Below are 25,019 nucleotides of genomic sequence, written 5' to 3' on the forward strand. Positions count from 1 at the left end.
GTATTATTTTGAAGTTGAATAAGAATATGGATAGGCACTTGCTGAAGTTCCTCTTTGTAAATTAGGTTTGCTGGTCATGTCAAAATTTAATTCACCACCTTTTAATACATCAAAATGATTGATATAATTTTTGGTGTGAGTTGCATTATTCCATTTTAAATCCTGAACATATTTATTAGTTTCAGAATTATTTGGAGCATTTATAATAAGCTCCTTTCCGTTTTCTAACTGTAATGTTACTTTCTTAAATAATGGTGCTCCCAGAACATATTCGTCTGTTCCTGGACAAACTGGATAGAATCCCATTGCTGAGAAAACATACCAAGCCGAAGTTTGTCCGTTATCCTCGTCTCCGCAATATCCATCTGGAGTTGGTTTATACAAACGGTTCATTACTTCTCTTGACCAATATTGTGTTTTCCAAGGTTCGCCAGCATAATTATACAAATAAATCATGTGCTGAATTGGTTGGTTTCCGTGAGCATATTGTCCCATATTCATGATTTGCATTTCGCGGATTTCATGAATTACTGCTCCGTAATAACTATCATCAAAAACTGGTGGTGTAGTAAAAACTGCATCTAATTTGGCTGTAAATTTTTTCTCGCCTCCCATTAAATCAATTAAACCATTTATGTCGTGAAATACACTCCAGCTGTAATGCCACGCATTTCCTTCGGTAAAAGCATCTCCCCATTTAAACGGATTGAAATTTTTAGGGAAACTTCCGTCTTTATTTCTACCGCTCATTAATCCGATTTCTGGATTATAAAGTTTTTTATAATTCATCATTCGTTTTTCGAATAAACTAATTTCTTTTTTCGGACGGTTTAGGGCTTTCGCTAATTTCCAAATCGTGAAATCATCATAAGCATATTCTAGTGTTCTGGCTGCATTTTCGTTGATTTTTACATCATAAGGTACATATCCTAAAGTGTTGTAATACTCCACTCCTTTTCTTCCCACAGCTTCTAACGGTCCTTCGTTATTGGCTCCATGCAACAAGGCTTCGTATAATTTATTGATATCATAACCACGCAATCCTTTGATATAAGCATCAGAAACTACAGATGCTGAATTATTCCCAACCATTACATTTCTAAACCCTGGACTTGACCACTCTGGCAAGAAACCGCCTTCTTTATAATCGTTGATTAATCCTTCTTGCATTTCTTTATTAATCGAAGGATAAACTAAATTTAACAAAGGATATAAGGCACGGAATGTATCCCAAAATCCTGTTCCTGCATACATATAACCCGGTAATACTTTGCCATTATAAGGGCTATAATGTACAATTTCTCCCTTAGCATCTATTTCGTATTGCTTTTGCGGAAAACAAACTGTACGATATAAACAAGAGTAGAATGTTTTTAGTTGTTCTTCACTTCCACCCTCAGCATTTAATTTTCCTAGAACTTTATTCCATTCTTGCTTAGATTCGGCTACTGTTTCATCAAAAGATGCTTTTCCTAACTCGCTATTCAAATTTAATTCGGCTTGCTCTATACTGATAAAAGATGATGATACTTTTACATTTACTTTCTCGCCTTTTTTGGTTTTAAATCCAACTATTGCACCTACATGATTATCTTTTAATTCTAGTTTGTCTTTTTCCAGAACTTTATCATGCCATGTATAATTTGTTGCAAATGGTTTATCGAATTGTAATACAAAATAGTTTTTGAAATTCTCAGGAACTCCTCCACTATTGCGAGTTGTATATCCTATAATTTTATTTTCTGACGGAATTATTTTGATATAAGAACCTTTGTCAAATGCATCGATTACAATAGACGATTGCTCGTTTTCTGGGAATGTAATCTGAAAATGTGCTGCTCTTTCGGTTGCTGTAATTTCGGTTGTAACATCATAATCGGCTAGATATACGCTGTAATAATAAGGTTTTGAAACCTCGGCTTTGTGGCTAAACCAACTTCCTCTTTCGTCTTCTGCAAAAGCTAATTTTCCTGTTACTGGCATGATCGAAAACTGCCCGTAATCATTCATCCAAGGCGAAGGTTGATGTGTTTGTTTAAACCCTCTAATCTTTTCGGCTGTGTAAACATACGCCCATCCGTCACCCATTTTTCCTGTTTGTGGTGTCCAGAAATTCATTCCCCAAGGTCGGCAAATTGCAGGATAAGTATTTCCGTTAGAAAGACTGTGTAAAGATTGTGTTCCCATTAAAGGATTAACATATTCTACTGGATCTAACGTTTTAACTTGGGCATTTACGAAAACGCAACATTGCATTATCCCTAAAAAAATTAAACTCTTTATTTTCATATTCTGTGTTGTTATCCTAACAGGTTTTTAAAACCTGTTAGGTATTTATTGTAAAACGTGAATTGTCGACTTTCAAAGCTTTGTCAAAGTTTACATAAACCTGAAGACTTAAATTATACCTAACAGGTTTTAAAAACCTGTTAGGAAACTGAATACTGAAACTGTAAACTGCGACTGAAAACTCTTAAAGCGGTCTATCTTCTTTCTTCACTCCAAACGTCGTTGATGGTTTGCTTCCCATATACAATTTTAATTCTCCTCCTTTTACAATCATGTCATGTGTGATGTATGATTTTGTGTATGGTTTTCCGTTATACTCTGCTTTTTGGATATAGATATTAGTTTTGCTATTGTCTATTGCTTTTAATGTAAATGAAATTCCTTCTTTATGATGGATTGTCGCTGTGTTTACTAATGGACTTCCTAAAACGTAAATTCCGTTTGCTGGATTAACGGAATAGAATCCCATTGATGAGAATACATACCAAGCCGACATTTGTCCTAAATCCTCATTCCCGCATAATCCGTCTGGTTTTGTCGAGTAGAATTTATCATCGATTTCACGGATTAGTTTTGCGGTTTTCCAAGGTTGTCCTGCGTATGCATACAAATATGGAATATGGTGATTTGGCTCGTTCCCTTGTGCGTACTGACCAATTAAGCCGCTGATGTCAGGTGAAATCTCTTCGCCTTCTACTTTATCTGTTATCAGGAAAAGTGAATCTAATTTGGCTAAAAATTTATCTTCGCTTCCAAATAATTCGATTAAACCGTAAGGGTCTTGCGGAACTAACCATGTGTATTGCCAAGCATTTCCCTCTACATAATCGTCTTTACGATGTGCTGATGAAAGTGGGTTGAATGGCGTTCTCCAATTTCCATCGGTTAATTTCCCTCTCATAAATGTAGTTTCTTTATCAAAATACAATTTGTACAAATTGGCTCTTTTTGAGAAATAATTGTAATCATCGGTTTTGCCTAATGATTTTGCCATTAATGCCACACAATAATCATCAATTGCATATTCTAGAGCATTTCCTACTGATTCTAATACTTTATCGGCTGGGATATATTCTAGTTTCTGAACATAATCCATTCCGTCACGAGTTTGCATCGCAGTTTTTTTGATGGCTTCATACGCTAATGTGGTATCGTAATCTCTATACCCTTTCATGTAAGCATCTACAATAACTGCAATCGAGTGATTTCCATTCATTGTATTGGTTTCATTCCCCATTAAATGCCAAACTGGTAATCGTCCTTGTTGCTCGTAGATTGCTAAAAATGATTTAACGATATCATTAATTTTATCGGGTTGCGTAATGGTATATAAAGGATGTAAACCACGGTAGGTATCCCATAGTGAAAAAGTCGTATAATTGGTAAAACCTGCTTTTTCGTATACTTTTTTATCTGTTCCTCTGTAATCTCCGTTTACATCATTAAAAATTGATGGTGCAAACATGGTATGATATAAGGCGGTATAAAAAACTTTTGTCGTTTTATCATCAGCTTTTATCTGAATTTTATTTAGCACTTTATTCCATTTTGAAGTCGCTTCTTTTGCTACAGCATTAAAATCCCAACCCGGAATCTCAGTCTTAATATTCGCGGAAGCGTTCTCATAACTTACTGGAGAAATCCCAACTTTTACTAAAACTTGTTTATTTTTTAAAGCTTTAAAATCTAAAACCGCTTTCATACGTACTGCTTCGCCTTCGTTTCCTGGAACTGGAGTTGTATTATCATATAAAGCTATATTTGAAATTGGTTCAGAAAATTCCATTGTAAAGAAAATGCGCTGATCTGCAGCCCAACCCGCAGAATATCTATATCCTACAAGTGTTGTTTCGTTTATTTTTTTTATGAATGTTTTTACGGGTTTATCCCATCCCACACCATCGGCTAGATCTAATAAAACGTGATTATCTGTAGTGGTATTAAAAGTATATTTATGAAAACCTACTCTTTCGCTTGCTGTTAGCTCTGCTTTAATTTTGTATTTATCAAGGATAACGCTGTAATACCCTGCTTTGCTTACTTCGTTTTTATGCGAGAAATATGAGCCATAACCTGTTGCCATATCTTCTTTTGTTCCTTTTGTAAGTGGAACTTTTCCTGATACTGGCAACAACAAGATATCGTTTAAATCTCCAATTCCTGTTCCGCTTAAATGTGTGTGCGTGAATCCTAATATGGTATTACTTGCGTAGTTGTATCCGCTGCACCAATCCCAACCTTCAAAAACATTTACTGGTCCTAATTGCACTGCTCCAAAAGGAACATTGGCACCAACAAATACGTGTCCGTGTCCTGCAGATCCTATCAATGGATTTACATATTGGGTGTAATCTATACTTGTTTGTTTTGCTTTCTTTTCCTGTGAAATTACTGGATTAGCAAAAAATAGGTTTAAAGCGATAATACCACTAAAAGCTATTTTGTTATATATTTTAAACATATTTTATTTTTTTATTTGACTTGTGTAATGGCACGCGGATGACACGGATTAAACAGATTTACGCGGATATTTTTTTAATCTTTGAACATAAAAATTTAACCGCAAAGGGCACAAGGGTTTACGCAAAGGTCGCAAAGTAGACGCACTGCGGTGCGCCTCTACAGAAAACCTATGAACCTCTTTTTATTCACAATACAAGAAACCTTTGTCGCTTTGAGCCTTTTTTTATTCACAATAAAAGAAACCTTTGCACCTCAGAACCTCAGAACCTTAGTACCTTTTAAAAACATCATAAAGAGAATAAACCTTAACCTCTGGCTTAGCTATTTTCCCTTCGAACGTAATTGTTCTTTCTTCTCCAGCTTTTAAGTCGATGTAGTTATCGCTCCATTTGCCAGTGTATCCTTTTATGGAAACATTTACATATTTAGCAAATTTTGATGCTTTTAGAGTCAATTTGTTTCCTTGTACTTTCCAAGTGATTTTTGGGTCTTCGAGTTTTAAATCTATCGGACGTGTCAAATCAATTGTCGGAGTTATATCATCTCTGTAAGCTTCTTTCATAGCGTACCAAGCAGCTTTGGGTTGTCGATCATAATAATCGGTTACACTCCAACTTGCTACTGGCCAACAATCGTTAAGTTGCCAAACCAATGTTCCCATATTATAAGGCGCTTTAGAACGGTGAATTCCGATAATGTTTTTAAGAGAATAATATTGTAAACACTGTGTGAGGTACGTATAATCCTCGACATTCATTTTCTTTATTTTGGTCGAATCAATAAAATATCTATTCAAATAAGAATCTAATTTCATGAATCCTTTTCCTGCCTTTTGATGTGCTTGCAAAATATCTGAATATAAATATCGGTCTTCTGGCAAAGTAAATTTCTCGATAGAAGAATAATTTGGCATTGCCTGCATTCCGTATTCGCTCACAAAACGACCTGTTTTTTTCTGTACCGCTTCTACATCTTCTAATCCCCACCAAGTTCCCCAATAATGGCTATCTCCTTCGGTAATACTTTTTTCTTTAGACCAATGAAATAATGGTGATGAACTAATATATGGTCTTTTATTATCGACTTCTTTTACCCATTTTGGGATACTATCCTGAAACAAACGAACGTAATCTTTCCACAATCGTGTTGAATCTTGTTTGGACATATTCATGCTTTTTTGCCAACCCCAGTTTTTAAAAGCTTCATCGGCTTCGTTATTTCCACACCACAAAACAATACTCGGATGATGACGCAAACGCTTTACTTGATATTGCACTTCTTTTTTTACATTGTCAAAGAAAGCATCATCTCCTGGTACCATCGTTCCTGCAAACATAAAGTCTTGCCAAACATTAATTCCGTATTTATCGCATAAGTCATAAAAATAATCATCTTCATAAACTCCTCCACCCCAAATACGTAACATATTCATATTGGCATCTTTTGCCATACCAACTACTTTTTCGTATTCTTTTTTATCTACTCGAGAAAGAAATGCATCTGAAGGAATGTAGTTTGCTCCTTTCATATACACTGGCTTTCCGTCGATTTTAAAGTAAAATGATTTACCTAAACTATCCGGTTGTTGCACCAACTCTATCTTACGATTAAGCACATATGGTTTCTCTGGAGTTTTTTCGTCATAAGCTTCCAATCGTGGTGTTTTCCAAATTCCGCAAGTGGTGAATTTTGGTCCCCAATCCCATCCAAAATGGTATTGCGCTTTACGCACATAAGCACGAGGATTGTCTGGAATTACAAATGGCAAATCTTTCTTTGCAAGTGAATCGACCACATTTTGTGCTGATTTAAATACGATAACTAAATCATTATTCCCTGATTTGATTATTTTCTTTACATCAACTCTCCATTGGCGGAACATATTATCGGCTTTTAAAACCAATTGATTGTTCAGGTAAACTGTTGCGTAAGTATCTAGTCCGTCAAAAACTAGTTCAGCATTTTTTTTGTTAAACGTTGCTGGTGTAACCTGAAAAGTCGTTTTATACTCCCAATCTTTTTTTTCTATCCATTCTAGTTTTTTCTCATTGTCCCGATAAAATGGATCTGGTATTAATTTATTGTTCAACAAATCGGTATGAATCTCTCCAGGAACTGTTGCCGGATTCCACTTTTCAGTTTTTACTTCCCGATATTGCCAATCTTTTTTTATATCAATATTTTGTGCATTTACTGCAAATGAAAAATTTGCAAGACATATGCCGACAAACCAATAAAAGCTTTTTTTACATTCCATTTTTACTGAGTAATAAAATTATTATTTATGTCTAATTTTTAAGTGTGTGTTTGCAAATAGCAAAAGGTAATTTAACCGTTGGCAGTGGGAGAAGGATAATTGCTTGCACAATTAATTCCTTCTCTTTTTAGGTTTTATATCCTAGAATAAGAGTAACTAACAAAAATATCTAGACATTATTTCCTTTTTTACGGCTGCCAAACTTATATTAATTTTGGTCTCGATAGCTATTTTACTGTCTGAGCATAATTTTAAAAAGCAAACACGAATTTCACAAATTGACACGAATTAGTTTGTGAAATAAATTTCACAAACTAAGTTAACTCTTAAAATCTGTGGAAATTCGTGAAATTCGTGTTCAAAATTTATTTATAATATTTGTGCCCATATAGTAAGCTAACTATCAGTATTAGATTTTAGATTGCTCAAAAAACCATTTATTTATTTTAAGATCTTTGGAAAGTAATTCCATCTTTTTCAGCAAAAAGCAATTTTTCTGATTGCGAAAAAAAAGGTACTAAAAAACAATATATTAACCTCTTTATAACAAATGTTTTTTTTTTATAAAAATCAAAATAGAAACTTAAAAATAAGCCGGGAGGGTATATCCTACCCGACTTATTCTAACTAATCAACCAAATTAATTATTTATTTATCCCACCAAATTCTAGTTGTCATTAAATCTAACCCTTGACGTTGTATTGCTGCTTTGTAGTTTGCTCCGTTTGTAATTAACTCCGATTGATCGTATATTAATCTTCTTGGGATTGTACCGTCTGTTTCTCCTAAAGGGTCATTTACCGGTACTAAAACTGGATATCCTGTTCTTCTCCATTCTGAGAATGCTTCGAAACCATTAAATAGTAAAACAATCCATTTTTGAGTAATAATTTGCTCTATTTTCTCTGCTTCTGTTCCTGTAGCTTTAAATGGATTTGCTGTAATATAATCGTTATACTCTGCAATGGTAACTGCTGGTACTTTGTCTCCAAAAATTGATAGGATTTGCATCGCTCCTTTTACTCCATCTTCGTAATGTTGCTGAGCTGTTCCTGATACATTCCAACCTTTTGCTGCTGCTTCTGCCAATAAAAATTCTACTTCGGCATAAGACATGATTAAAGTTGGTGCATCTAAACGTAATACAGTAGAAGTATTAGGATCTGAGAAAAGTTTTTTGTCTCCACCCGGAAACTCTTTTGCATCATTTGCAAGTCCTTGCTGATCTGCAGGATTATTATTTCCTGAAGCTTCTAATTTTGCATAAACTCTTAAACGTGGATCGTTTGTATTCTTTAATAAGTCTATAAAAGTTTTGCTGTATTTTATATTTGACTCTCCTCCGTTTAAGTCATTTCTAACCCAAGATGATGTTATTGGGTTTGTTCTAACTCCTTGTGGTCCTGCATCATGTTTTAATACTGCACTATCAATATTAGAATTAAAAACTCCTTTTGCAAAAGCTTTTTCTACATATTGTTTTGATTTTGCCGGATCTACTTTAGACAAACGCATTGCAACTCTTAACATTAATGAGTTTGCAAACTTTTTCCATTTTGCTACATCACTTTGGTAAAATAAATCTGCATTACCTACAAAAGGTTTATTAGCATCTAATGCGTCTCCTGCTTCATCCAACTCTTTTAATAAATCATTGTAGATAACTTGTTGCGTGTCGTATTTAGGAGCAAAAATATTTCCGTTAAATCCTTGTCCTGCTTCAAAATATGGAACCTCTCCATACGTATCTGTCAGTTTCTGGAACATGAATACTTTCATGATTCTACATGCCTGAATCATATTTGAGTTTTCTGCCGTTTCTGGTAAAACAGACATCAACTGAAGAATTTGATTTAATCCTTTACCGTATGATTCTCCAAACAATGAACCTGAATATTCTGATGAATACGAATATTTTGAACCTGGTCCTCCTAATGAAGAAAAGTGTTGTACTATTTGAGCAGCATATCCATTATTTCCTCTTGTATTAGAATAATCTTGTCCGTCGATATATATTTCAGCAAGTGTGAACATCGATTTTGGTGCTGGGTCTATTAATGCATTTGGATTCTTGTTTAAATCCTCGAATCCTTCATCGCATGCTGTGAATGTCATTGCACTAACAATAGCGATACAGAATATTTTTATATATTTATTTTTCATCTTTCTATTTTTATTATTAGAATTTGACATTAAGAGTTACACCATAATTTCTAGTTAGAGGCATAGAAGCTCTTTCAAGTCCTTGTGCATTGCTATTAGAATAATTTGACTCTGGGTCAATGTTTGGCGTTGCACTATAAATTGTCCATAAATTATGAGCAGAAAATGCTAAACTAATAGATTGAAATGGTGAATGCGCTAGATATGCTTTTGGGAAATTGTAGCTAAAAGAAACTGCTCTTAGCTTAACAAAATCGGCATCATAAACAAAATTTGATGTTATATCGCTATAACTTCTCCAGTAATCGTATGCCGAAACGTGTGCGCTTACGCTATTTCCAATAGGTCCAACTCCCTCTACGTCAAATCCAGTTTCACGTCCTTCAACAGTCTTATCCGTCAATCCATAACGTGTTCCTAACTGGTTTGTGGCCGAATAGATTTCTCCTCCAAATTTAGCGTCTACAAAAACCGAAAGTGTTAGGTTTTTATAAGTAAAATCATTAGATAATCCCATAGACGTTGGAGCTACTCCTTGTCCTGCAATGATTAAATCTCCTCTCATGAATTTACCATTAGAATCTAATGCAATGTTTCCTTTTTCGGTTCTTAAATAATCATATGCTTTAATTACTCCAAAAGGCTGTCCTTTTTCTAAAACTACCGAAGCTCTGGAATCTCTATTTCCTTCTAATGTTTTGGTATTAATTTTGTCTGACAAGCTCAATACTTCACTATTATTGTAAGCAAAATTATAACCTACATTCCAACTAAAATTTTCTGTTTTTATCGCTTTTAGATTTACTGCAAACTCAACCCCTTTATTTAAAATCTCTCCCACATTAATCTTGGTTGTTCTGTAACCCGAACTTTGAGAAATATCTGCATCGGTAATATCATTTGTTGTTTTCTTGTAGTAGAAAGTTAAATCTGTACTAAGTCTATTATTGAAGAATGTGTTTTCGAAACCAAACTCAATTGTACTTACATTATAAGGTTTTAGGAATTTATTAGGAACTGTTTCTCCTTTAATACCCAAAATTGGTTGTCCTAGTGCGTCTGTTTGTCCGTCTGGCGCAGTATAATTCAAAGATAAGGCATAAGCTTCTTGCAATCCACCTCCTACGTTACCCCAACCTGCTCTAAACTTACCGTATGACATCCACTCTGGAAAATCGATAACTTCTGAGTAAACAAAACTTGTACTTACAGATGGGTAAAATGTACTGTTATTAGCAGGGTCTAAAGTAGAGAACCAATCTTCACGTCCTGTAACATTTAGATATAAGAAATTTTTATATCCTATATCGGCAGAATAAAAAAGAGAGTTTACTTCGGTTTCACCATATAATTTCTCCGTTTTGTCTGGCATAGTATTTCCATAAAAGTATTTAAACGGAACGATAAAGTTGTTCCCTTTCATTTTAATACCACTAAATCTGTTATGCTGACGGTTTGCTCCAATAAAAGCATCTAATGAAAAGTCTTTACCGATATCGCCTTTGTATCCTAAATAACCAGATGCATTAACTTCTGAACGGTTTTCAATCCTGTTTTCATAAGATCCTCCTGGGTTATAATTAATTCCTGTAGGTTCTATTTCAGTATATTCGTAATTAATATCATCAATTCCAATTACTGCTTTAGCGTAAATTTTGTTTGTGATGTTATAGTTTACTTTCGCAGAACCAATAAAACGTTTTCTAAGGTCATCGTTTAATGTTTCTTGGGTTGCAAAATATGGGTTAGTTTGGTACGTATTTGCTCCAAAATAATCTGCTTCTCCTCCATTTTCATCATATCCGTTACTTAACCATCTAATATCTGATCCTGGAGTTAAAAATGTAGTAGGAAAAGATGCATTTCTTGGTGAATCATTCAAATAAGGTCTGTTATGACTTTTCTCAGAAATATATTGTGCATTAGTTTCAATACTTACTTTTTCATTTACTGTAGAGTTTAAACTCAAAGCAACGTTACTTCTTCCAAAATCTGTTCCTGGTAAGATTGACTCATCTTTTGTATTTCCAAATGACAATCTAAAATTTGTATTCTCGTTACCTCCAGATACTGCTAAAGTATTACTGAAAGAAAATCCTGTTCTGTAAAAGTTTTTCACATTATCTTTTCCGTAAGCTTGGTATGGTCTAGTTTGCCCATCAAGAGAAAGTGAAGGTGTTCCGTCATATTTATCTCCCCAAGCAAAATAGTAAGAATCTCTAAGTTCTTGCAAGTTATTAAATCTTGTAGCAACTCCATTTACTGGTGCCCCCGCTCCGTATTGGTCTTGCCATTTTAATAAACTTACTGGTGTATTAAATGTAGCGTTTGTGCTAAAATCTACTCCAATTCCTTTTCCTGCTTTTCCTTTTTTAGTTGTAATTAAGATTACTCCATTTGAACCTCTATATCCATAAAGTGCAGATGCCGCACTACCTTTTAACACTGACATAGATGCAATATCATCTGGGTTAAATGATGACATACCATCACCTTTGTCTGCTCCACCCCACATATTTGCATTTCCTTGCTGACTATTATCAATAGGAATACCATCTACTACATACAAAGGTTGGTTAAGTCCTGAAGCCGAAGTTGCTCCACGAATTACTACACGACTTGAACCTGATGGTCCGGAAGCTGGTGCAGAAACATTCACCCCTGCTATTTTCCCCTGAAGTGCATTTCCTAAGTTGATTTCTTTGGTTTTTGTCAAATCATCTCCTTTGAGTTCTCCAACTGCATATCCTAAACTTTTCTTTTGTTTTTTTACTCCAAATGAAGTAATCACAACATCTTTTAATTCTTCTACGCTAGATAGTAATAATATATTAATAGTATTTTCTTTCTCTCCTACTTCTATATATCGTGTAACATAACCAATAGATGATACTGTTATACTAATTCTTCCTTCCGGAACTGTCATTGAAAAACGTCCATCGGTATCCGTTATAGCACTAATGGATTTTCCTTTTACCTTTATTGTTGCAGAAACAATTCCCTTGTTATCTGCATCTGCTACTATGCCTGTTATTGATCGGTTTTGTGCCACAGCCCCTAAGCTTGTCAACAATACCATTCCTAACACTGCTAAAATTTGTTTCATACGCATTCGTTTTGGTTTATTTGTTTTGATTTGTTTTTGTGTTTGACTTGTTTGTTTTTAAAATATTAATAAAAAATATGAACTCAATTTTAATATGCCATTCGTAATCTCTAAACTATGAATGTCATTGATTAGCATCAACTTGATACTTCTGCCATTTTGCTAAATCGATATAGTAAACTGATCAAAAAAATTTAATAATTCTTCTTTTTTGATAAATTAAAACTTACTAAAACGATTTAGTAAAAAGAATAAAAAAAAACCAAAGTTCCCTTCATTCTTTTTTTTTAGAAAATGGCATTTTATTATATTATACCGATTCTCTTATTATTAAATTTCCTTTTTTACGTATTCCTTCAATAACAAAAGGTTTAATCCCTGTCATTTGATCCATCAATAATTTTATTGCATTTTCGGCGATTTCTTTAATCGGTTGTGCAATAACAGATATCGTTGGTGTATGTAATCGAAAACTATCGTGATCATCAAAACTTATAACCGAAACATCTTCTGGAATCCTAAACTTCATTCCTCTAAAAGCCTGAAGCCCTGCTAATCCCATATAATTTGCCAAAAATAATACAGCATCGATCTTTGGGTTCTTTGTAAAAAAACTGAATATATCGGCAATTTTACTTTCCTCACTACTATTGTAATCCATATGGAGAACAAGGGAATCATTATAAATACCTTCTTCTTTTAAAGCATCTCTATACCCTTCTTCTCTGAGCTTCATCTGGATCATTCCAGAATTAGTATTAACAACAGCAATATTTTTTCTTCCTTTATTTAATAGAAATTTAGTTGCAGAATGCGAGCCTTCGTAATTATCCATAACTACATGACTTACTTTCTGGTTAGGAAAATATCTATCTATTAATACAACTGGTTTTTGCAATTTTAAAAGTAGGTCTATGCTTTTTTCCAACTTTTCTGTTGGTGTAATTATAAAACCATCCACATTAGCTTGCAAAAGACTATGTATCAATTCTTCAGAACGTTCATCATCACCACCTGTACTACAATAAAAAACTCTATAATCAATACTCTTAGCTTCATCCTCTATAACTCTGGCAAGATCTGCAAAGAACTGATTCGAAATATCTTCAACAATAAGTCCGATAGATCTAGTCTTTCCTGTTCTAAGACTTGTCGCAATCATGCTAGGTCGATAATTAAGCTTTTCGGCAACTTCTTGCACTTTTTTAATTACCGCAGGACTAATGCCCATTTTTTCGCCTTTATCATTAATGACAAAAGATACAGTAGATATAGACACTTGCGCCTCAGTGGCAATATCCTTAATAGTAATCTTTTTCATCTAGCGAGTTAATTTTTTATTAAGCTGTTATTAATTATATCACAAATATATATAAAAATAGTTACTAAAACGATTTTGTAATTATTTTTTTGAATAAAACATTATTTTATAGACACTTATAAGGATTATCATCAGTAATCATAAGTGTTTACCGATTAATTAGCATATTTACTTAGTGGTCAGTATTTAGTCTCAGTAGCAGTATTCAGTAGCAGTATTCAGTAGCAGTGTTCAGTAGCAGTGTTCAGTAGCAGTGTTCAGTCTCAAAACCTTTGCCTCTTTGTGCCTTAGAATCTCAGTACCTTTGCCACTCAGAACCTTTGTCTCTTTGAACCTCTGAACCTTAGCATCTCAGAACCTTAGTTCCTCTAAATAGTAACTTCCAAAATTGATGCTTCTCCATTTAGCACATAAGCATCCATTGCTGCAGGAATTAAAACCGTATCTCCTTTTTTATATTGATACGTTACATTTTCATATCTAATTTCAAAAGTACCTTCAATACACATATAGACTGTAAAAGTATCTCCTTTTTTATTTACTTTCACTACTCCGTTTAGCGGAATATAATTTGTTGTAAAATAAGGACAATCTACAACTACATTAGATTTATTTACAGTCTTTTCATATTTCTTGTACGTATCAACTTTATTATAATTAATGGCGTCTAAGGCTAAATCAACATGTAATTCTCTTTTATTTCCCTGTGCATCTACTCTATCAAAATCATATAAACGATACGTAATGTCTGATGTTTGCTGAATCTCGGCAACAACCAATCCTGCTCCAATAGCGTGAACAGTTCCTGTTTCCAGAAAAAACACATCACCCGCTTTGGCTTTTACATCATCAAGAATAGAAACCAACGTTTTATTATTTAGATTTTCTAGATATTCTTCTTTACTTGAATCTTCTTTAAAACCTACAATAATCCTTGCATCGGTATCAGCTTGCATAACATACCACATTTCGGTTTTACCAAATGAATTATGGCGTTCTTTTGCCAATTTATCATTTGGATGCACTTGTATCGATAAATCTTCTCTTGCATCCAGATATTTAAAAAGTAACGGAAATTGATTCCCAAATCGCTCGTAAACTCTTGCTCCTAAAATCTCATTAGGAAATGCATCGATTAACTCAGTTAATGATTTTCCTTTTAATTCGCCATTGGCAACAACACTTATATCTCCTTCTACTGTAGATAATTCCCAACTCTCTCCCGTAATTTTAGAAATGATAGGTTTGTTAAGAATTGTTTTTAATTTTTCGCCACCCCAAATTCTCTCTTTTAAGATTGGTTCAAATTGTAAAGGGTAAATTTTTATGCTCATATTATATTTTTTTAATTGTTTTGTTTTTTTTGCCACAGATTAAAGGATTAAAATGATTTAAAAAATCTGCGTGAAACTTAATTTTCGCCACAACCTGGGCATGGATTGTCTAAAAAGGTACGCGGATGATACGGATTCGCTATCGCGAAGACACGGATAAAAACGATTTTTAAAACAATATCTGTTTTGTCTTTTTATCACAAATTGCACAAATTTTCTCAAATTATTTTTATCGAATTGCCTAAAAAGGTAGGCGGATGATACAGATTCACTATCGCGAAAACACGGATAAAACGGATTTTAAAACAATACTTTGTTTTATATTTTTTGCCACTAATTTCACGAATTGTCACTAATTATTTTTCATCTAACTTAAATTTGCTCAATCTGCCACCCGAGCAATAGCGAACAGACGAAGTAAATCTGCGTGAAACAAAAATCTTTTTAATCATTTTAATCTGTGGCTAAACTTTTTCTCTCGCAGATTAAGCAGATTAAGCAGATTTTTTAATCAATGCTTAAAATAAAAAATCCGTTTTTATCAGCGTCTTTCCTTTAGGAAATCCGCGTCATCCGCGTACCATTCTCAAACAAAATCTATTTTATGGAAATTGCCACCCCACCACTTGCTGCTAATTTTTGTTTTAATTTAGTTTTACTATTTACAGTTACTTTTCGGATGTTGTACGATTGCGGATTGGTTTTATAATCTGCCGTTTTTCCGTCTTCGTAAATCGTTGCAGTAAATGATTTTCCTTTTGGTAAGAAACTAAAATCAATCATAGCCGTACGTGAGTTTTCATCGGTGATTCCACCTACAAACCATTCTTGTTTCCCTTTGGTTTTTCGGGCAATCGTAATATAATCTCCAGGTTCAGCTTCGAGGATATATGTTTCGTCCCAATCTAGGGCAACATCTTTTATAAACTGAAATGCATCTGGAAAACGCATATAATTTTCTGGTAAATCGGCAGCCATTTGCAACGGACTGTACATGGTAACATACAATGCCAATTGTTTTACTAATGTTGTGCTTAACTTATTCTTTTTGGATCCATAAACCGATAAATCTCCCTGAAAAATTCCTGGTGTATAATCCATTGGACCTCCCATTAATCGGGTAAAAGGTAAGATTGTAGTATGATCTGGATGAATTCCTTCCATAGCTTCAAACTCTGTTCCTCGTGCCGATTCCTGAGCAAACCAGTTAGGATAAGTTCGGTGCAAACCTGTAGGTCGAACTGCCTCATGAGAATCTACCATAATCTTGTGCTTCGCAGCCTCTTTAGCAACATACGTATAATGATTCACCATTTGTTGTCCGTCGTGATGTTCTCCTCTTGGAATAATTGGTCCAACATATCCTGTTTTAACCGCATTATAATTATTATCGACCATAAAATTTAATGCGTCATTTAATTGTCGCTCATATTCCCCAGTCGAAGATGTAGTTTCATGATGCATAACAATCTTCACGTTTTTTTTACTTGCATAATCGCTTAAATCTTTTACATCAAAATCAGGATATGCTTTGGTAAAACTATATATGCGTTCTTTCTTAAAAGCCGTATTATCTTCCCATCCTTCATTCCAACCTTCGACTAGAACAGCATCAAAACCGTTTGCAGCAGCAAAATCTATATATTCTTTTACATGTTTCGTATTTGCGCCATGTGTTTTATTGGGTTTTAATTTAGAGAAATCGGTAGAACCAATAACAACATCTTGATTATCTGAATACGCCCAAGTAGACCCGCCGCCTGTAAAATATTCCCACCAAACACCAATATATTTCACTGGTTTAATCCAAGAAGTATCTTCAAAATTACATGGTTCGTTAAGGTTCAATATCATCTTTGAAGCCAAAATATTTCTAGCATCATCACTTACAACAATTGTACGCCAAGGCGTAAAACTTCCTGTTTGTATATATCCCTTATTACCTAAAGCATCAGGAACAAGATGCGAACTCAGCGAATAGGTTTTATCATCGACATTAAGACACATTGCAGGATAATTTTTTAAAGCTGCTTCATGAATATTAACATAAAGTCCAGCATCGCTCTTTATCATTAAAGGGGTTTGTGTAGCCAGATTTTTAATAGTCGTTTGTGCTGCCAAAGAAACATGAGTTGCATTATATACCAAAGATTGCATCTCGGATATTTTAGAAGTTGTATAACTATATTCGTTGGTATCATAATCTCCCGGAATCCAAAAAACTTTATGATCTCCTGTCAAGTTAAACTCGGTTGTTTCTTCCTGAATAATAAAATGACGGAAATTATCTTGCACAGGAAATTCGTATCTAAACCCTAAACCATCATTAAACAAACGGAAATAAATTGATATTTTTCGTTTACTTTTTTCTTGAACAAGCTCCGCTTTTAATTCATTATAGTGATTTTGTATTTCTTTTTGTTCCCCTAAAACTGGTTTCCAAGTACTATTTTCTGATTGAAATTTGGTATCAGCAATCTTGAAACCTTTATTCAGCATAATATCAGATTTTATGATAAAGCCTAATTTACTTTCCTTAATCACTTCTTTTTTCTTATAACTCAAAGAGTAAATTGGCGTTCCTTCAGGATTTAAATGAAACTCTAAAGTCAAATTTCCATCGGGCGATTTAAGTTCCTGAGCATTCATAAATGCAGTTGAAACAAAAGTAAAAAAGCAGATAAAAAGTATATTTTTCATAATTTTAAGAAAGTTATATGAATTGCTAAATCGATTTAGCAAACATAATAAAAAATGTCATACTTGCATACTTAATACAAAAATTATGATTATAAAATAATTAATCTCGCTTGAATATGAGAATATATCTAGTTAGTATTCAAAAAATTGCAAATAATTACAAACCTAAAACGAAGCATTAAAAAGTACTAAAAATCAATCAACCTAAAAGGTTTATAAAAAAATTAACAACTACGACAGCCAAGAAAAAGTATCTTTGCCCTCAACTATGACAAAAAAGTTCTACATATTGCTACTCGTTACGCTTGGTTTCCTTATGGGACCAACGCTTACTTATGCGCATGGAACAAAAAATGAAATGTCATGTTGCAAAAAAGAATCTACAACAAAAGACTGTTGCAAGAAAAAGCATTCTAATAAAAAAGAGCATAATTGCGATAACAGTTGTTCAGGGAATTCTTGTGGTTCTACAACTGCAAACTGTGGATTTTCGCCAATGGCACTTTTTCAAACAGAAAACAATTCACTTTTTAGTTTTTCTGAAAGAAAGCAAAATTACTATTATTCTGAAATCTTTATTTCTTCAGATTTCCGTTCTATCTGGCTTCCACCTAAAATAAGCTAGATTTATTTTCCCGACAGCCATAAGTCTGTCTCATTCAAAGTCATTTTAAGGCTTTAAATCAAAAAAAAACATTTTTTAATCCCAATTCTATTCGCAGAAATAGCTGTATTTGCTATAGTTTCTGTTATGTTTTAGGATTAATCCATCCAAAAAAAATTACATACAATGAACTCAATAAAAAAATTATTGATGGTAATGACTCTATTACTATCAGTTACTTACGCCAGCGCGCAAATAAAAAACAAATCTACCGAAACTGTAAAAATCAATGGTAACTGCAGTATGTGCAAGAAAACCATCGAAACTGCAGCAAACATAAATAAAGAAGCCAAAGTAAACTGGAATGAAAATACTAAAACGGCAACTATTACTTACGATAACAAGAAAACTAATCTTGATGCTATACTAAAACGTGTTGCTGATGCAGGATATGATAATGAAAAATTTACTGCACCCAATACAGTTTATGATGAACTACACGGATGTTGTCAATATGATAGAGACGCAAGCCCTAAAAAAGCAGAGTAATCATAATCAAAAACATTTAAATAACATTATTTACCTGTAATGCTAAATGGAGCGCAGCTTGAACCATATAAGTCATTTAAGAAAATATAAGTTTTAGATGCTTCTCTTAAATGAACTTATATTACTTACATGGTTAGCCTACACACAAACATTAAAAAAAATATCATGTTCAAAATAAAAAATATAATCACATTATTCGTCCTTGTAGCGACTGTTTCTGTAGCAAGTGCACAAATAAAAATAGGAGATTCTTTTCCAGATGTTCAGCTTCAAAACAATAAGAATGCTACCGTTAAACTAAATTCTTTTAAAGGAAAAACAGTTTTAGTAGACTTTTGGGCTTCTTGGTGTGCTCCTTGTCGAATGGCTAATAAAAAATTGGTAAAACTATATGACCAATACAAAGGTCAGAACTTTGAGATTGTTGGAATATCAATAGACATCGACAAAGCAAAATGGTTAAAAGCGATTGAAAAAGATAAAATGAAGCACCAGCAATTAATCGATCCTAAAGGTTTTGATGCTAAAACGGCTGTAACTTTTGGAGTTGATGCTTTGCCATCGACCTATCTTTTTGATGCATCAGGAAAACTGATTGCAATAAACCCAACTGAAGCGCAAATAATTGCTCAAATCAAAAAAAACAAAAAATAAAATGAAAGCCTTACATATAAAATTCATAGTCGCGGCACTTTTAACAGTAATAACAAGTGTAAATTCTTATTCTCAAATCACTAAAGCCGAAATAATAGCAACAGGATTAACTTGTTCTATGTGTTCTAATGCCATAAACAAACAATTAAAATCTTTTACAGAAGTAGATAGTATCGCTACAGACTTAAACACAAATACGTTTACAGTTTACTTTAAAAAAGATAATTCATTACAACCTAAAGTATTGAAAAAAGCAGTTGAAAAAGCTGGTTTCTTCGTAGGTTCATTGGTGTTAACAGCTAAATTTCATACTGATAAAATCGAAGATAATACAACCTTAAAAGTTGATGATGCTACTTATACTTTCATCGATATTAAAAACCCAGTAGCTCATGCTGAAGCAAAATACAGAGTTCTGGATAAAGGTTTTGTAACCCAAAAAGAGTACAAAAAACTAGTTAAATCATATTCTAAGTATCCTGGTTATGCTACAGAAAATGAGGATGAATATTACTTAAAAGCATTATAAAAATGAAATATCTATCATTAGTCTTCCTATTTTTTATTTCATATAATATAGATGCCCAAGAATTATTTGTAGTAACCGAACCCGCTAGTAATGCTCCGGCGGGTTCTATTGGGGTTCGTGTTGGGCAATCACTTATGGATAACAAACACGAAAGTGGTTCTATGTACAATTTAACACCTGAAGTTACTTGGGGAATTAATAAAAATCTGATGGTTCGTACCTCAGCGTTTTTAAGTAACCAAGAAAACGGATTGGGTCTTAAAGGTGGTGGTTTTTATGCCAAATACAGATTCTTTTCTGTAGATGATTTACAGAGTCATTTTAGGATGGCTGCCTTTGGAAGATACAGTTATAATAACTCATTTTTTAATCAGGAAGCTATAGACCTGGCCAACGGAAATTCTGGTTACGAAGCTGGTTTAGTAGCAACTCAGTTAATTCATAAAGTTGCCTTGAGTTCATCTGTAAGTTATGTGCGTGCGCTTAACAACCCAGATTATAGCTTTCCAGATGCTTTGGGTAAAAATGCAGTAAACTATACGTTTTCAGTTGGTAAATTAATGTATCCAAAAAAATATACGAGTTATAAGCAAACCAATATTAATGCAATGTTGGAATTTACGGGACAAACGATTACCGAAAACGGAAAATCATATATGGATGTAGTTCCTTCTATTCAGTTTATCATCAACAGCCAAGCGAGAATTGACCTTGCTTACAAAAAAGAATTGTATAGCTCGATGCAACGTGCCGCATCTGATGGTGTTTTCTTAAAATTGGAATATACTTTTTTTAACGTGACTAAATAATTTTAATCTATGGTGAATTTTATTTCACGCAGTTTTTAAAAGATTCATGCTGATACAAACAGATTCATTTATAACAAAAATTGAATCTGCTCTAATCTGCAAAATCAGCGTGAAACAAAAGTTATTTTTAATCTTTGGCTAGAAATAATTTCACACAGATTTCAAAAAGATTTAAGCTGATACGAGCAGATCTATTTATAAACAAAAATTGAATCTGCTCTAATCTGCAAAATCTGCGTGAAACAAAAGTTATTTTTAATCTTTGGTTAGAAATAATTTCACACAGATTTCAAAAAGATTTAAGCTGATACAAACAGATTTATTTATAAACAAAAATTGAATCTGCTCTAATCTGCAAAATCTGCGTGAAACAAAAAAGTTTTTACTCTTCGGTTAGAAAAAAATAAAGATCGAGACATACTTTTGATTGTGTAGAAGGTCGTTTTACACAATAAATTAGGTCACATTCCAAACCTAACAGGTTTTAAAAATCTGTTAGGTTTAATTATATAGAAATTAACACCTAGTCTGATAATTAAATTTTATTTTCGCATTTCTTATGGCAAAAAAATTCTACATACTATTAATTATAACGTTAGGTTTCTTTATGGGACCTACGCTTAATTTTGCACGTGGAATTAAAACAGAAAAGATATGTTTTAAAAACAAAACATTCTTAAAAGCCGCTTGTAAAGAAACAGACTTTAAAACAAAAGAACACAGATGTGCTAATGGTTGCATAGAAAGTGCCGCAGATTGTCCTGTAGTTTACTGTAGTTATTTTTCACCAATGATTTCTTTTCAAATAGACAATCATTCATTTTTTAATTTTTCTGAAAGAAAGCAAAACTATTATTATTCAGAAATCTTTATTTCTTCAGATTTCCGTTCTATCTGGCTTCCGCCAAAAATAAGCTAGATTCCTTTTGCGACAGCCATAAATGCGTTTTATCCAAAACCATATTAAAGCTGTAAATCATTAAAAAAAATCCAATCCTATTCAGGGAATATAGCAGTATTTGTTATGTTTTCTGCTGTGCTTTGGAATTAACTCTTTCAAAATTACAAAAACAATGAATTCAATAAAAAATATATTGATAGCAATAACCTTATTACTATCTGTCACTTCTGTTAATGCACAAATCAAGAAAGGTGATGCATATCCAAATATCCAATTACAGAATAATAAGAATAAAGTAATCAAACTAAATTCTTATACAGGAAAAATAGTTTTAGTAGAATTTTGGGCATCTTGGTGTCCGTATTGCCGAATAGCCAACAAAGATTTGGTGAAGCTATATGACAAATACAAAGGGCAAAATTTTGAAATTGTTGGAATATCAGTAGATATTGAGAAAGCAAAATGGTTACAAGCCATTGAGAAAGACAAACTAAAACACCCACAATTAATAGATCCAAAAGGATTTGATGCAAAATCGGTAGCAATCTTTGGAGTAAAAGGAATACCTAGTACCTATCTTTTTAATACTTCCGGGAAATTAATTGCCATCAATCCAACAGAAGCACAAATTATTGCTCAAATTAAAAAACAATAATTATATCAATCCGTTGGGTGCAATTCTTTTAAAAAAAAATATTTAACACATAGAAACATAGGTTTTATGTATAAAAAAGAGAACGAAAAGAAATATATTTCTTTCACATAGCTAGGCAAGCTATGTGCACTTAAAACAAGTGAAACTCCTTTTTTGCGTGTACAAGATCTATGTTTCTATGTGTTAAAAATTGCACCCAACAGATTAATTATATCAGTATATAAAAATCAAATTATCACCAGAACAACTCGTTCTTATTAAACTTATAAAATGAAGAAAATCTTATATTTATTACTCCTGGTTTTTGCTTTTGCCAAAGTTCAGGCACAGATTATAAATCCTGTGAAATGGGAAGCTTCAATTGAGAAAAAAACCGATGCCGAATTCATTCTTTCTTTTAAAGGAGCTATCGAATCAGGCTGGCATGTATATTCTCAATTCACTCCCGAAGATGGTCCGCTGCCTGCCGAATTCCTTTTTCATGATAACAAAAACAATTATGAACTAGTTGGAAAAGCAACCGAAAGCGAAACTAAACGAGCCTTTAATGAAATCTTTGGCGTAGATGAAATCTTCTTTTCAGATAAAGTAATTTTTACTCAATTAGTCAAACAAATTAATCCTAAGAAAGAAACAATACAAGTAGAGCTAGCTTATCAGGCTTGTAAAGAAAACTGCATTAGCGAAACGAAATATTTTGAGTTTAATCTTAAAACGCTCGAGGCAAAAGAAATACAAGCTGCTGATATTACAAACGAAAAAACAACCAAGGTTGATGCAAATACTGTGGTAGAAAAGCAACCAGAATCGGATAAATCTGACTCTAGTTTATACATGATTTTCTTTATTGCTTTCTTATCTGGTTTTGCAGCATTACTTACTCCATGCGTATTCCCAATGATCCCAATGACGGTAAGTTTCTTTACAAAACAAAGTAAAACCAAAGCCAAAGGAATCAAGAATGCAATTATATATGGCGTTTCTATCATCTTAATTTATGTATTTCTAGGAAGCGTAATTACTTTACTATTTGGTGCCGATGCTCTAAATGCATTATCAACCAACGTTTGGTTTAATGTTATTTTCTTTGTGTTATTAGTCGTATTTGCTCTATCCTTTTTAGGTGCTTTCGAAATCATGTTACCTAATTCCTGGGCTAATAAAGTGGATCGTCAAGCGGATAAAGGAGGAATAGTAGGAATCGTGTTCATGGCATTGGCACTTGCAATCGTTTCTTTTTCTTGTACTGGACCAATTATCGGAACTTTACTTGTAGAAGCAGCATCTAAAGGCGGTATCGCTCCAATTGTAGGAATGCTAGGTTTTTCATCTGCTTTAGCATTACCATTTATGTTGTTTGCTATGTTCCCAGGTTGGTTAAATACATTACCAAAATCTGGTGGATGGCTAAATACTGTAAAAGTATTTTTAGGTTTTCTAGAACTGGCTTTAGCGTTTAAGTTTTTATCAAATGCCGATTTGGTTCTGCAATTACATTGGTTTGAAAGAGAGATTTTCTTAGCCATTTGGATAGCGATATTCGGTACGTTGGCATTCTACTTATTCGGAAAAATAACTTTACCACATGACTCTCCTACAACTTCTATTTCGGTAGGAAGATTGTCTATAGGATTAGTTGTATTGGTATTTACCATTTATATGATTCCGGGATTATGGGGCGCACCTTTAAAACTAATAAGTGGCTTCCCCCCTCCTATGACGTATAGCGAATCTCCTTATGGTGTAGGTGGCTCAAACAAGCAAACTCCATCGGCAATAGCATTACCAGACGGGGCACATAAAGGCCCGCATGATATCATGGCTTTTACCGATTATGAAAAAGGGTTGGCTTACGCCAAAAGTGTAAACAAACCAATTCTCTTAGATTTTACAGGATTTGCTTGTGTAAATTGCCGAAAAATGGAAGATTACGTTTGGTCTGATCCACGTATTTTATCAATATTAAATAATGAAGTTGTTTTGATTTCGCTATATGTTGATGATAAAAGAGAATTGCCTATTGAGGAACAATATGTATCGAAAGAAACAGGCAAAAAGATAAAATCAATAGGTAATAAATGGAGTGATTTTCAGATTACTCGTTATAAAGCAAATGCTCAGCCGTATTACATTATATTAGATACTAATGAACAAAGCTTAAATAAACCTACTGGATATACGCCAGACATTACTGAATATGAACAATGGTTGAAATCTGGAATTCAAGGATTTAAAAAATAGTTTCTAGGAAATATTAACCGAAAAGTTCGCAAAGTACGCGAAGTTTCAAAATCTGTGCCTAAAGATGGAACGCGGATGACGCGGATTCGCTATCGCGAAAACACGGATAAAAACGGATTTTTAAAAATTTAAAATCTTTTAATCTGTGGCAGAGAATTAACCGCTGAGTTCGCAAAGGGCTACGCAAAGTACGCGAAGTTTTAAAATCTGTGGCTAAAGATGGAACGCGGATGACGCGGATTCGCTATCGCGAAAACACAGATTAGAACGGATTTTTTAAAAATTAAAGCTAAGAGATAATCTTTTTAATTCTTATAATCTGTGGCAAAAAAAGGATTTACTTTCTATTATTCTAAAAAATCCGTTTTTATCAGCGTCTTTACTTTTGTAAATCTGTTTTATCCGCGTTCCATTATAGACGTAAGAGAAGGTTATCCGAAAATA

The 25,019-nt window shown here is 33.4% G+C and carries 16 protein-coding genes; 8 read left to right on the plus strand and 8 right to left on the minus strand.

The window, feature by feature from the left end:
* Positions 1-3 precede the first annotated feature (3 nt).
* From B8T70_RS17045 to B8T70_RS17080, 8 genes are all read right to left on the minus strand, one after another.
* Positions 4-2,289: a GH92 family glycosyl hydrolase gene (locus tag B8T70_RS17045; protein WP_086895592.1), complete on the minus strand. Its 2,286-nt coding sequence runs from the start codon at positions 2,287-2,289 to the stop codon at positions 4-6.
* Between the two features lie 184 nt (positions 2,290-2,473).
* Entirely contained in the window at positions 2,474-4,750 is a 2,277-nt protein-coding gene (locus B8T70_RS17050) for a GH92 family glycosyl hydrolase (RefSeq protein ID WP_086895593.1), read from the minus strand.
* A 270-nt stretch (positions 4,751-5,020) separates the two neighbouring features.
* A complete protein-coding gene (locus tag B8T70_RS17055) occupies positions 5,021-7,009 on the minus strand; it encodes a glycoside hydrolase family 2 protein (RefSeq protein WP_086895594.1) in 1,989 nt (662 codons plus the stop codon).
* A gap of 648 nt (positions 7,010-7,657) precedes the next feature.
* Complete coding sequence (locus B8T70_RS17060) at positions 7,658-9,172, minus strand: SusD/RagB family nutrient-binding outer membrane lipoprotein (RefSeq protein ID WP_086895612.1); 1,515 nt, start codon at positions 9,170-9,172, stop codon at positions 7,658-7,660.
* Between the two features lie 16 nt (positions 9,173-9,188).
* On the minus strand, positions 9,189-12,278 hold the full coding sequence (locus tag B8T70_RS17065; protein WP_240474734.1) for a SusC/RagA family TonB-linked outer membrane protein: 3,090 nt from the start codon (positions 12,276-12,278) through the stop codon (positions 9,189-9,191).
* 310 nt (positions 12,279-12,588) lie between these two features.
* Complete coding sequence (locus tag B8T70_RS17070; protein WP_039114058.1) at positions 12,589-13,599, minus strand: LacI family DNA-binding transcriptional regulator; 1,011 nt, start codon at positions 13,597-13,599, stop codon at positions 12,589-12,591.
* Positions 13,600-13,967: 368 nt separating this feature from the next.
* A complete protein-coding gene (locus tag B8T70_RS17075) occupies positions 13,968-14,933 on the minus strand; it encodes a type I phosphomannose isomerase catalytic subunit (RefSeq protein ID WP_086895613.1) in 966 nt (321 codons plus the stop codon).
* A gap of 597 nt (positions 14,934-15,530) precedes the next feature.
* Entirely contained in the window at positions 15,531-17,633 is a 2,103-nt protein-coding gene (locus B8T70_RS17080) for a glycoside hydrolase family 97 protein (protein ID WP_086895595.1), read from the minus strand.
* Positions 17,634-17,901: 268 nt separating this feature from the next.
* On the opposite strand from B8T70_RS17080, the gene B8T70_RS17085 reads away from it, so the two are divergent.
* The 8 genes from B8T70_RS17085 (at position 17,902) to B8T70_RS17120 (ending at position 24,575) form a co-directional block, all read left to right on the plus strand.
* Positions 17,902-18,258: a DUF6769 family protein gene (locus tag B8T70_RS17085; RefSeq protein ID WP_039114054.1), complete on the plus strand. Its 357-nt coding sequence runs from the start codon at positions 17,902-17,904 to the stop codon at positions 18,256-18,258.
* A 165-nt stretch (positions 18,259-18,423) separates the two neighbouring features.
* A complete protein-coding gene (locus B8T70_RS17090) occupies positions 18,424-18,786 on the plus strand; it encodes a heavy-metal-associated domain-containing protein (protein WP_086895596.1) in 363 nt (120 codons plus the stop codon).
* Between the two features lie 165 nt (positions 18,787-18,951).
* Positions 18,952-19,440 (plus strand): TlpA disulfide reductase family protein, encoded by a 489-nt coding sequence (locus B8T70_RS17095; RefSeq protein ID WP_242667508.1) that lies wholly within the window; start codon positions 18,952-18,954, stop codon positions 19,438-19,440.
* Between the two features lies 1 nt (position 19,441).
* A complete protein-coding gene (locus tag B8T70_RS17100; RefSeq protein ID WP_242667509.1) occupies positions 19,442-19,969 on the plus strand; it encodes a heavy-metal-associated domain-containing protein in 528 nt (175 codons plus the stop codon).
* A gap of 2 nt (positions 19,970-19,971) precedes the next feature.
* On the plus strand, positions 19,972-20,778 hold the full coding sequence (locus B8T70_RS17105) for a hypothetical protein (protein ID WP_039119090.1): 807 nt from the start codon (positions 19,972-19,974) through the stop codon (positions 20,776-20,778).
* Between the two features lie 559 nt (positions 20,779-21,337).
* On the plus strand, positions 21,338-21,697 hold the full coding sequence (locus B8T70_RS17110) for a hypothetical protein (protein WP_039114048.1): 360 nt from the start codon (positions 21,338-21,340) through the stop codon (positions 21,695-21,697).
* A gap of 154 nt (positions 21,698-21,851) precedes the next feature.
* Positions 21,852-22,334 carry a TlpA disulfide reductase family protein gene (locus B8T70_RS17115; protein ID WP_039119092.1) on the plus strand — a complete coding sequence of 161 codons (483 nt, stop codon included), beginning with the start codon at positions 21,852-21,854 and terminating at the stop codon, positions 22,332-22,334.
* A 270-nt stretch (positions 22,335-22,604) separates the two neighbouring features.
* The gene (locus B8T70_RS17120) at positions 22,605-24,575 is read left to right on the plus strand and encodes a protein-disulfide reductase DsbD (RefSeq protein ID WP_086895599.1); all 1,971 of its coding nucleotides are present in this window, start codon (positions 22,605-22,607) and stop codon (positions 24,573-24,575) included.
* Positions 24,576-25,019: the final 444 nt, after the last annotated feature.

The sequence above is a fragment of the Flavobacterium sp. AJR genome (assembly GCF_002156885.1).
In the GTDB taxonomy this organism is placed as follows: Bacteria; Bacteroidota; Bacteroidia; order Flavobacteriales; family Flavobacteriaceae; genus Flavobacterium.

Coding starts and splice junctions, on each gene's coding strand:
- B8T70_RS17045 (WP_086895592.1), bottom strand. CDS start 2,289: ATGAAAATAAAGAGTTTAATTTTTTTAGGGATAATGCAATGTTGCGTT.
- B8T70_RS17050 (WP_086895593.1), bottom strand. CDS start 4,750: ATGTTTAAAATATATAACAAAATAGCTTTTAGTGGTATTATCGCTTTA.
- B8T70_RS17055 (WP_086895594.1), bottom strand. CDS start 7,009: ATGGAATGTAAAAAAAGCTTTTATTGGTTTGTCGGCATATGTCTTGCA.
- B8T70_RS17060 (WP_086895612.1), bottom strand. CDS start 9,172: ATGAAAAATAAATATATAAAAATATTCTGTATCGCTATTGTTAGTGCA.
- B8T70_RS17065 (WP_240474734.1), bottom strand. CDS start 12,278: ATGAAACAAATTTTAGCAGTGTTAGGAATGGTATTGTTGACAAGCTTA.
- B8T70_RS17070 (WP_039114058.1), bottom strand. CDS start 13,599: ATGAAAAAGATTACTATTAAGGATATTGCCACTGAGGCGCAAGTGTCT.
- B8T70_RS17075 (WP_086895613.1), bottom strand. CDS start 14,933: ATGAGCATAAAAATTTACCCTTTACAATTTGAACCAATCTTAAAAGAG.
- B8T70_RS17080 (WP_086895595.1), bottom strand. CDS start 17,633: ATGAAAAATATACTTTTTATCTGCTTTTTTACTTTTGTTTCAACTGCA.
- B8T70_RS17085 (WP_039114054.1), top strand. CDS start 17,902: ATGACAAAAAAGTTCTACATATTGCTACTCGTTACGCTTGGTTTCCTT.
- B8T70_RS17090 (WP_086895596.1), top strand. CDS start 18,424: ATGAACTCAATAAAAAAATTATTGATGGTAATGACTCTATTACTATCA.
- B8T70_RS17095 (WP_242667508.1), top strand. CDS start 18,952: ATGTTCAAAATAAAAAATATAATCACATTATTCGTCCTTGTAGCGACT.
- B8T70_RS17100 (WP_242667509.1), top strand. CDS start 19,442: ATGAAAGCCTTACATATAAAATTCATAGTCGCGGCACTTTTAACAGTA.
- B8T70_RS17105 (WP_039119090.1), top strand. CDS start 19,972: ATGAAATATCTATCATTAGTCTTCCTATTTTTTATTTCATATAATATA.
- B8T70_RS17110 (WP_039114048.1), top strand. CDS start 21,338: ATGGCAAAAAAATTCTACATACTATTAATTATAACGTTAGGTTTCTTT.
- B8T70_RS17115 (WP_039119092.1), top strand. CDS start 21,852: ATGAATTCAATAAAAAATATATTGATAGCAATAACCTTATTACTATCT.
- B8T70_RS17120 (WP_086895599.1), top strand. CDS start 22,605: ATGAAGAAAATCTTATATTTATTACTCCTGGTTTTTGCTTTTGCCAAA.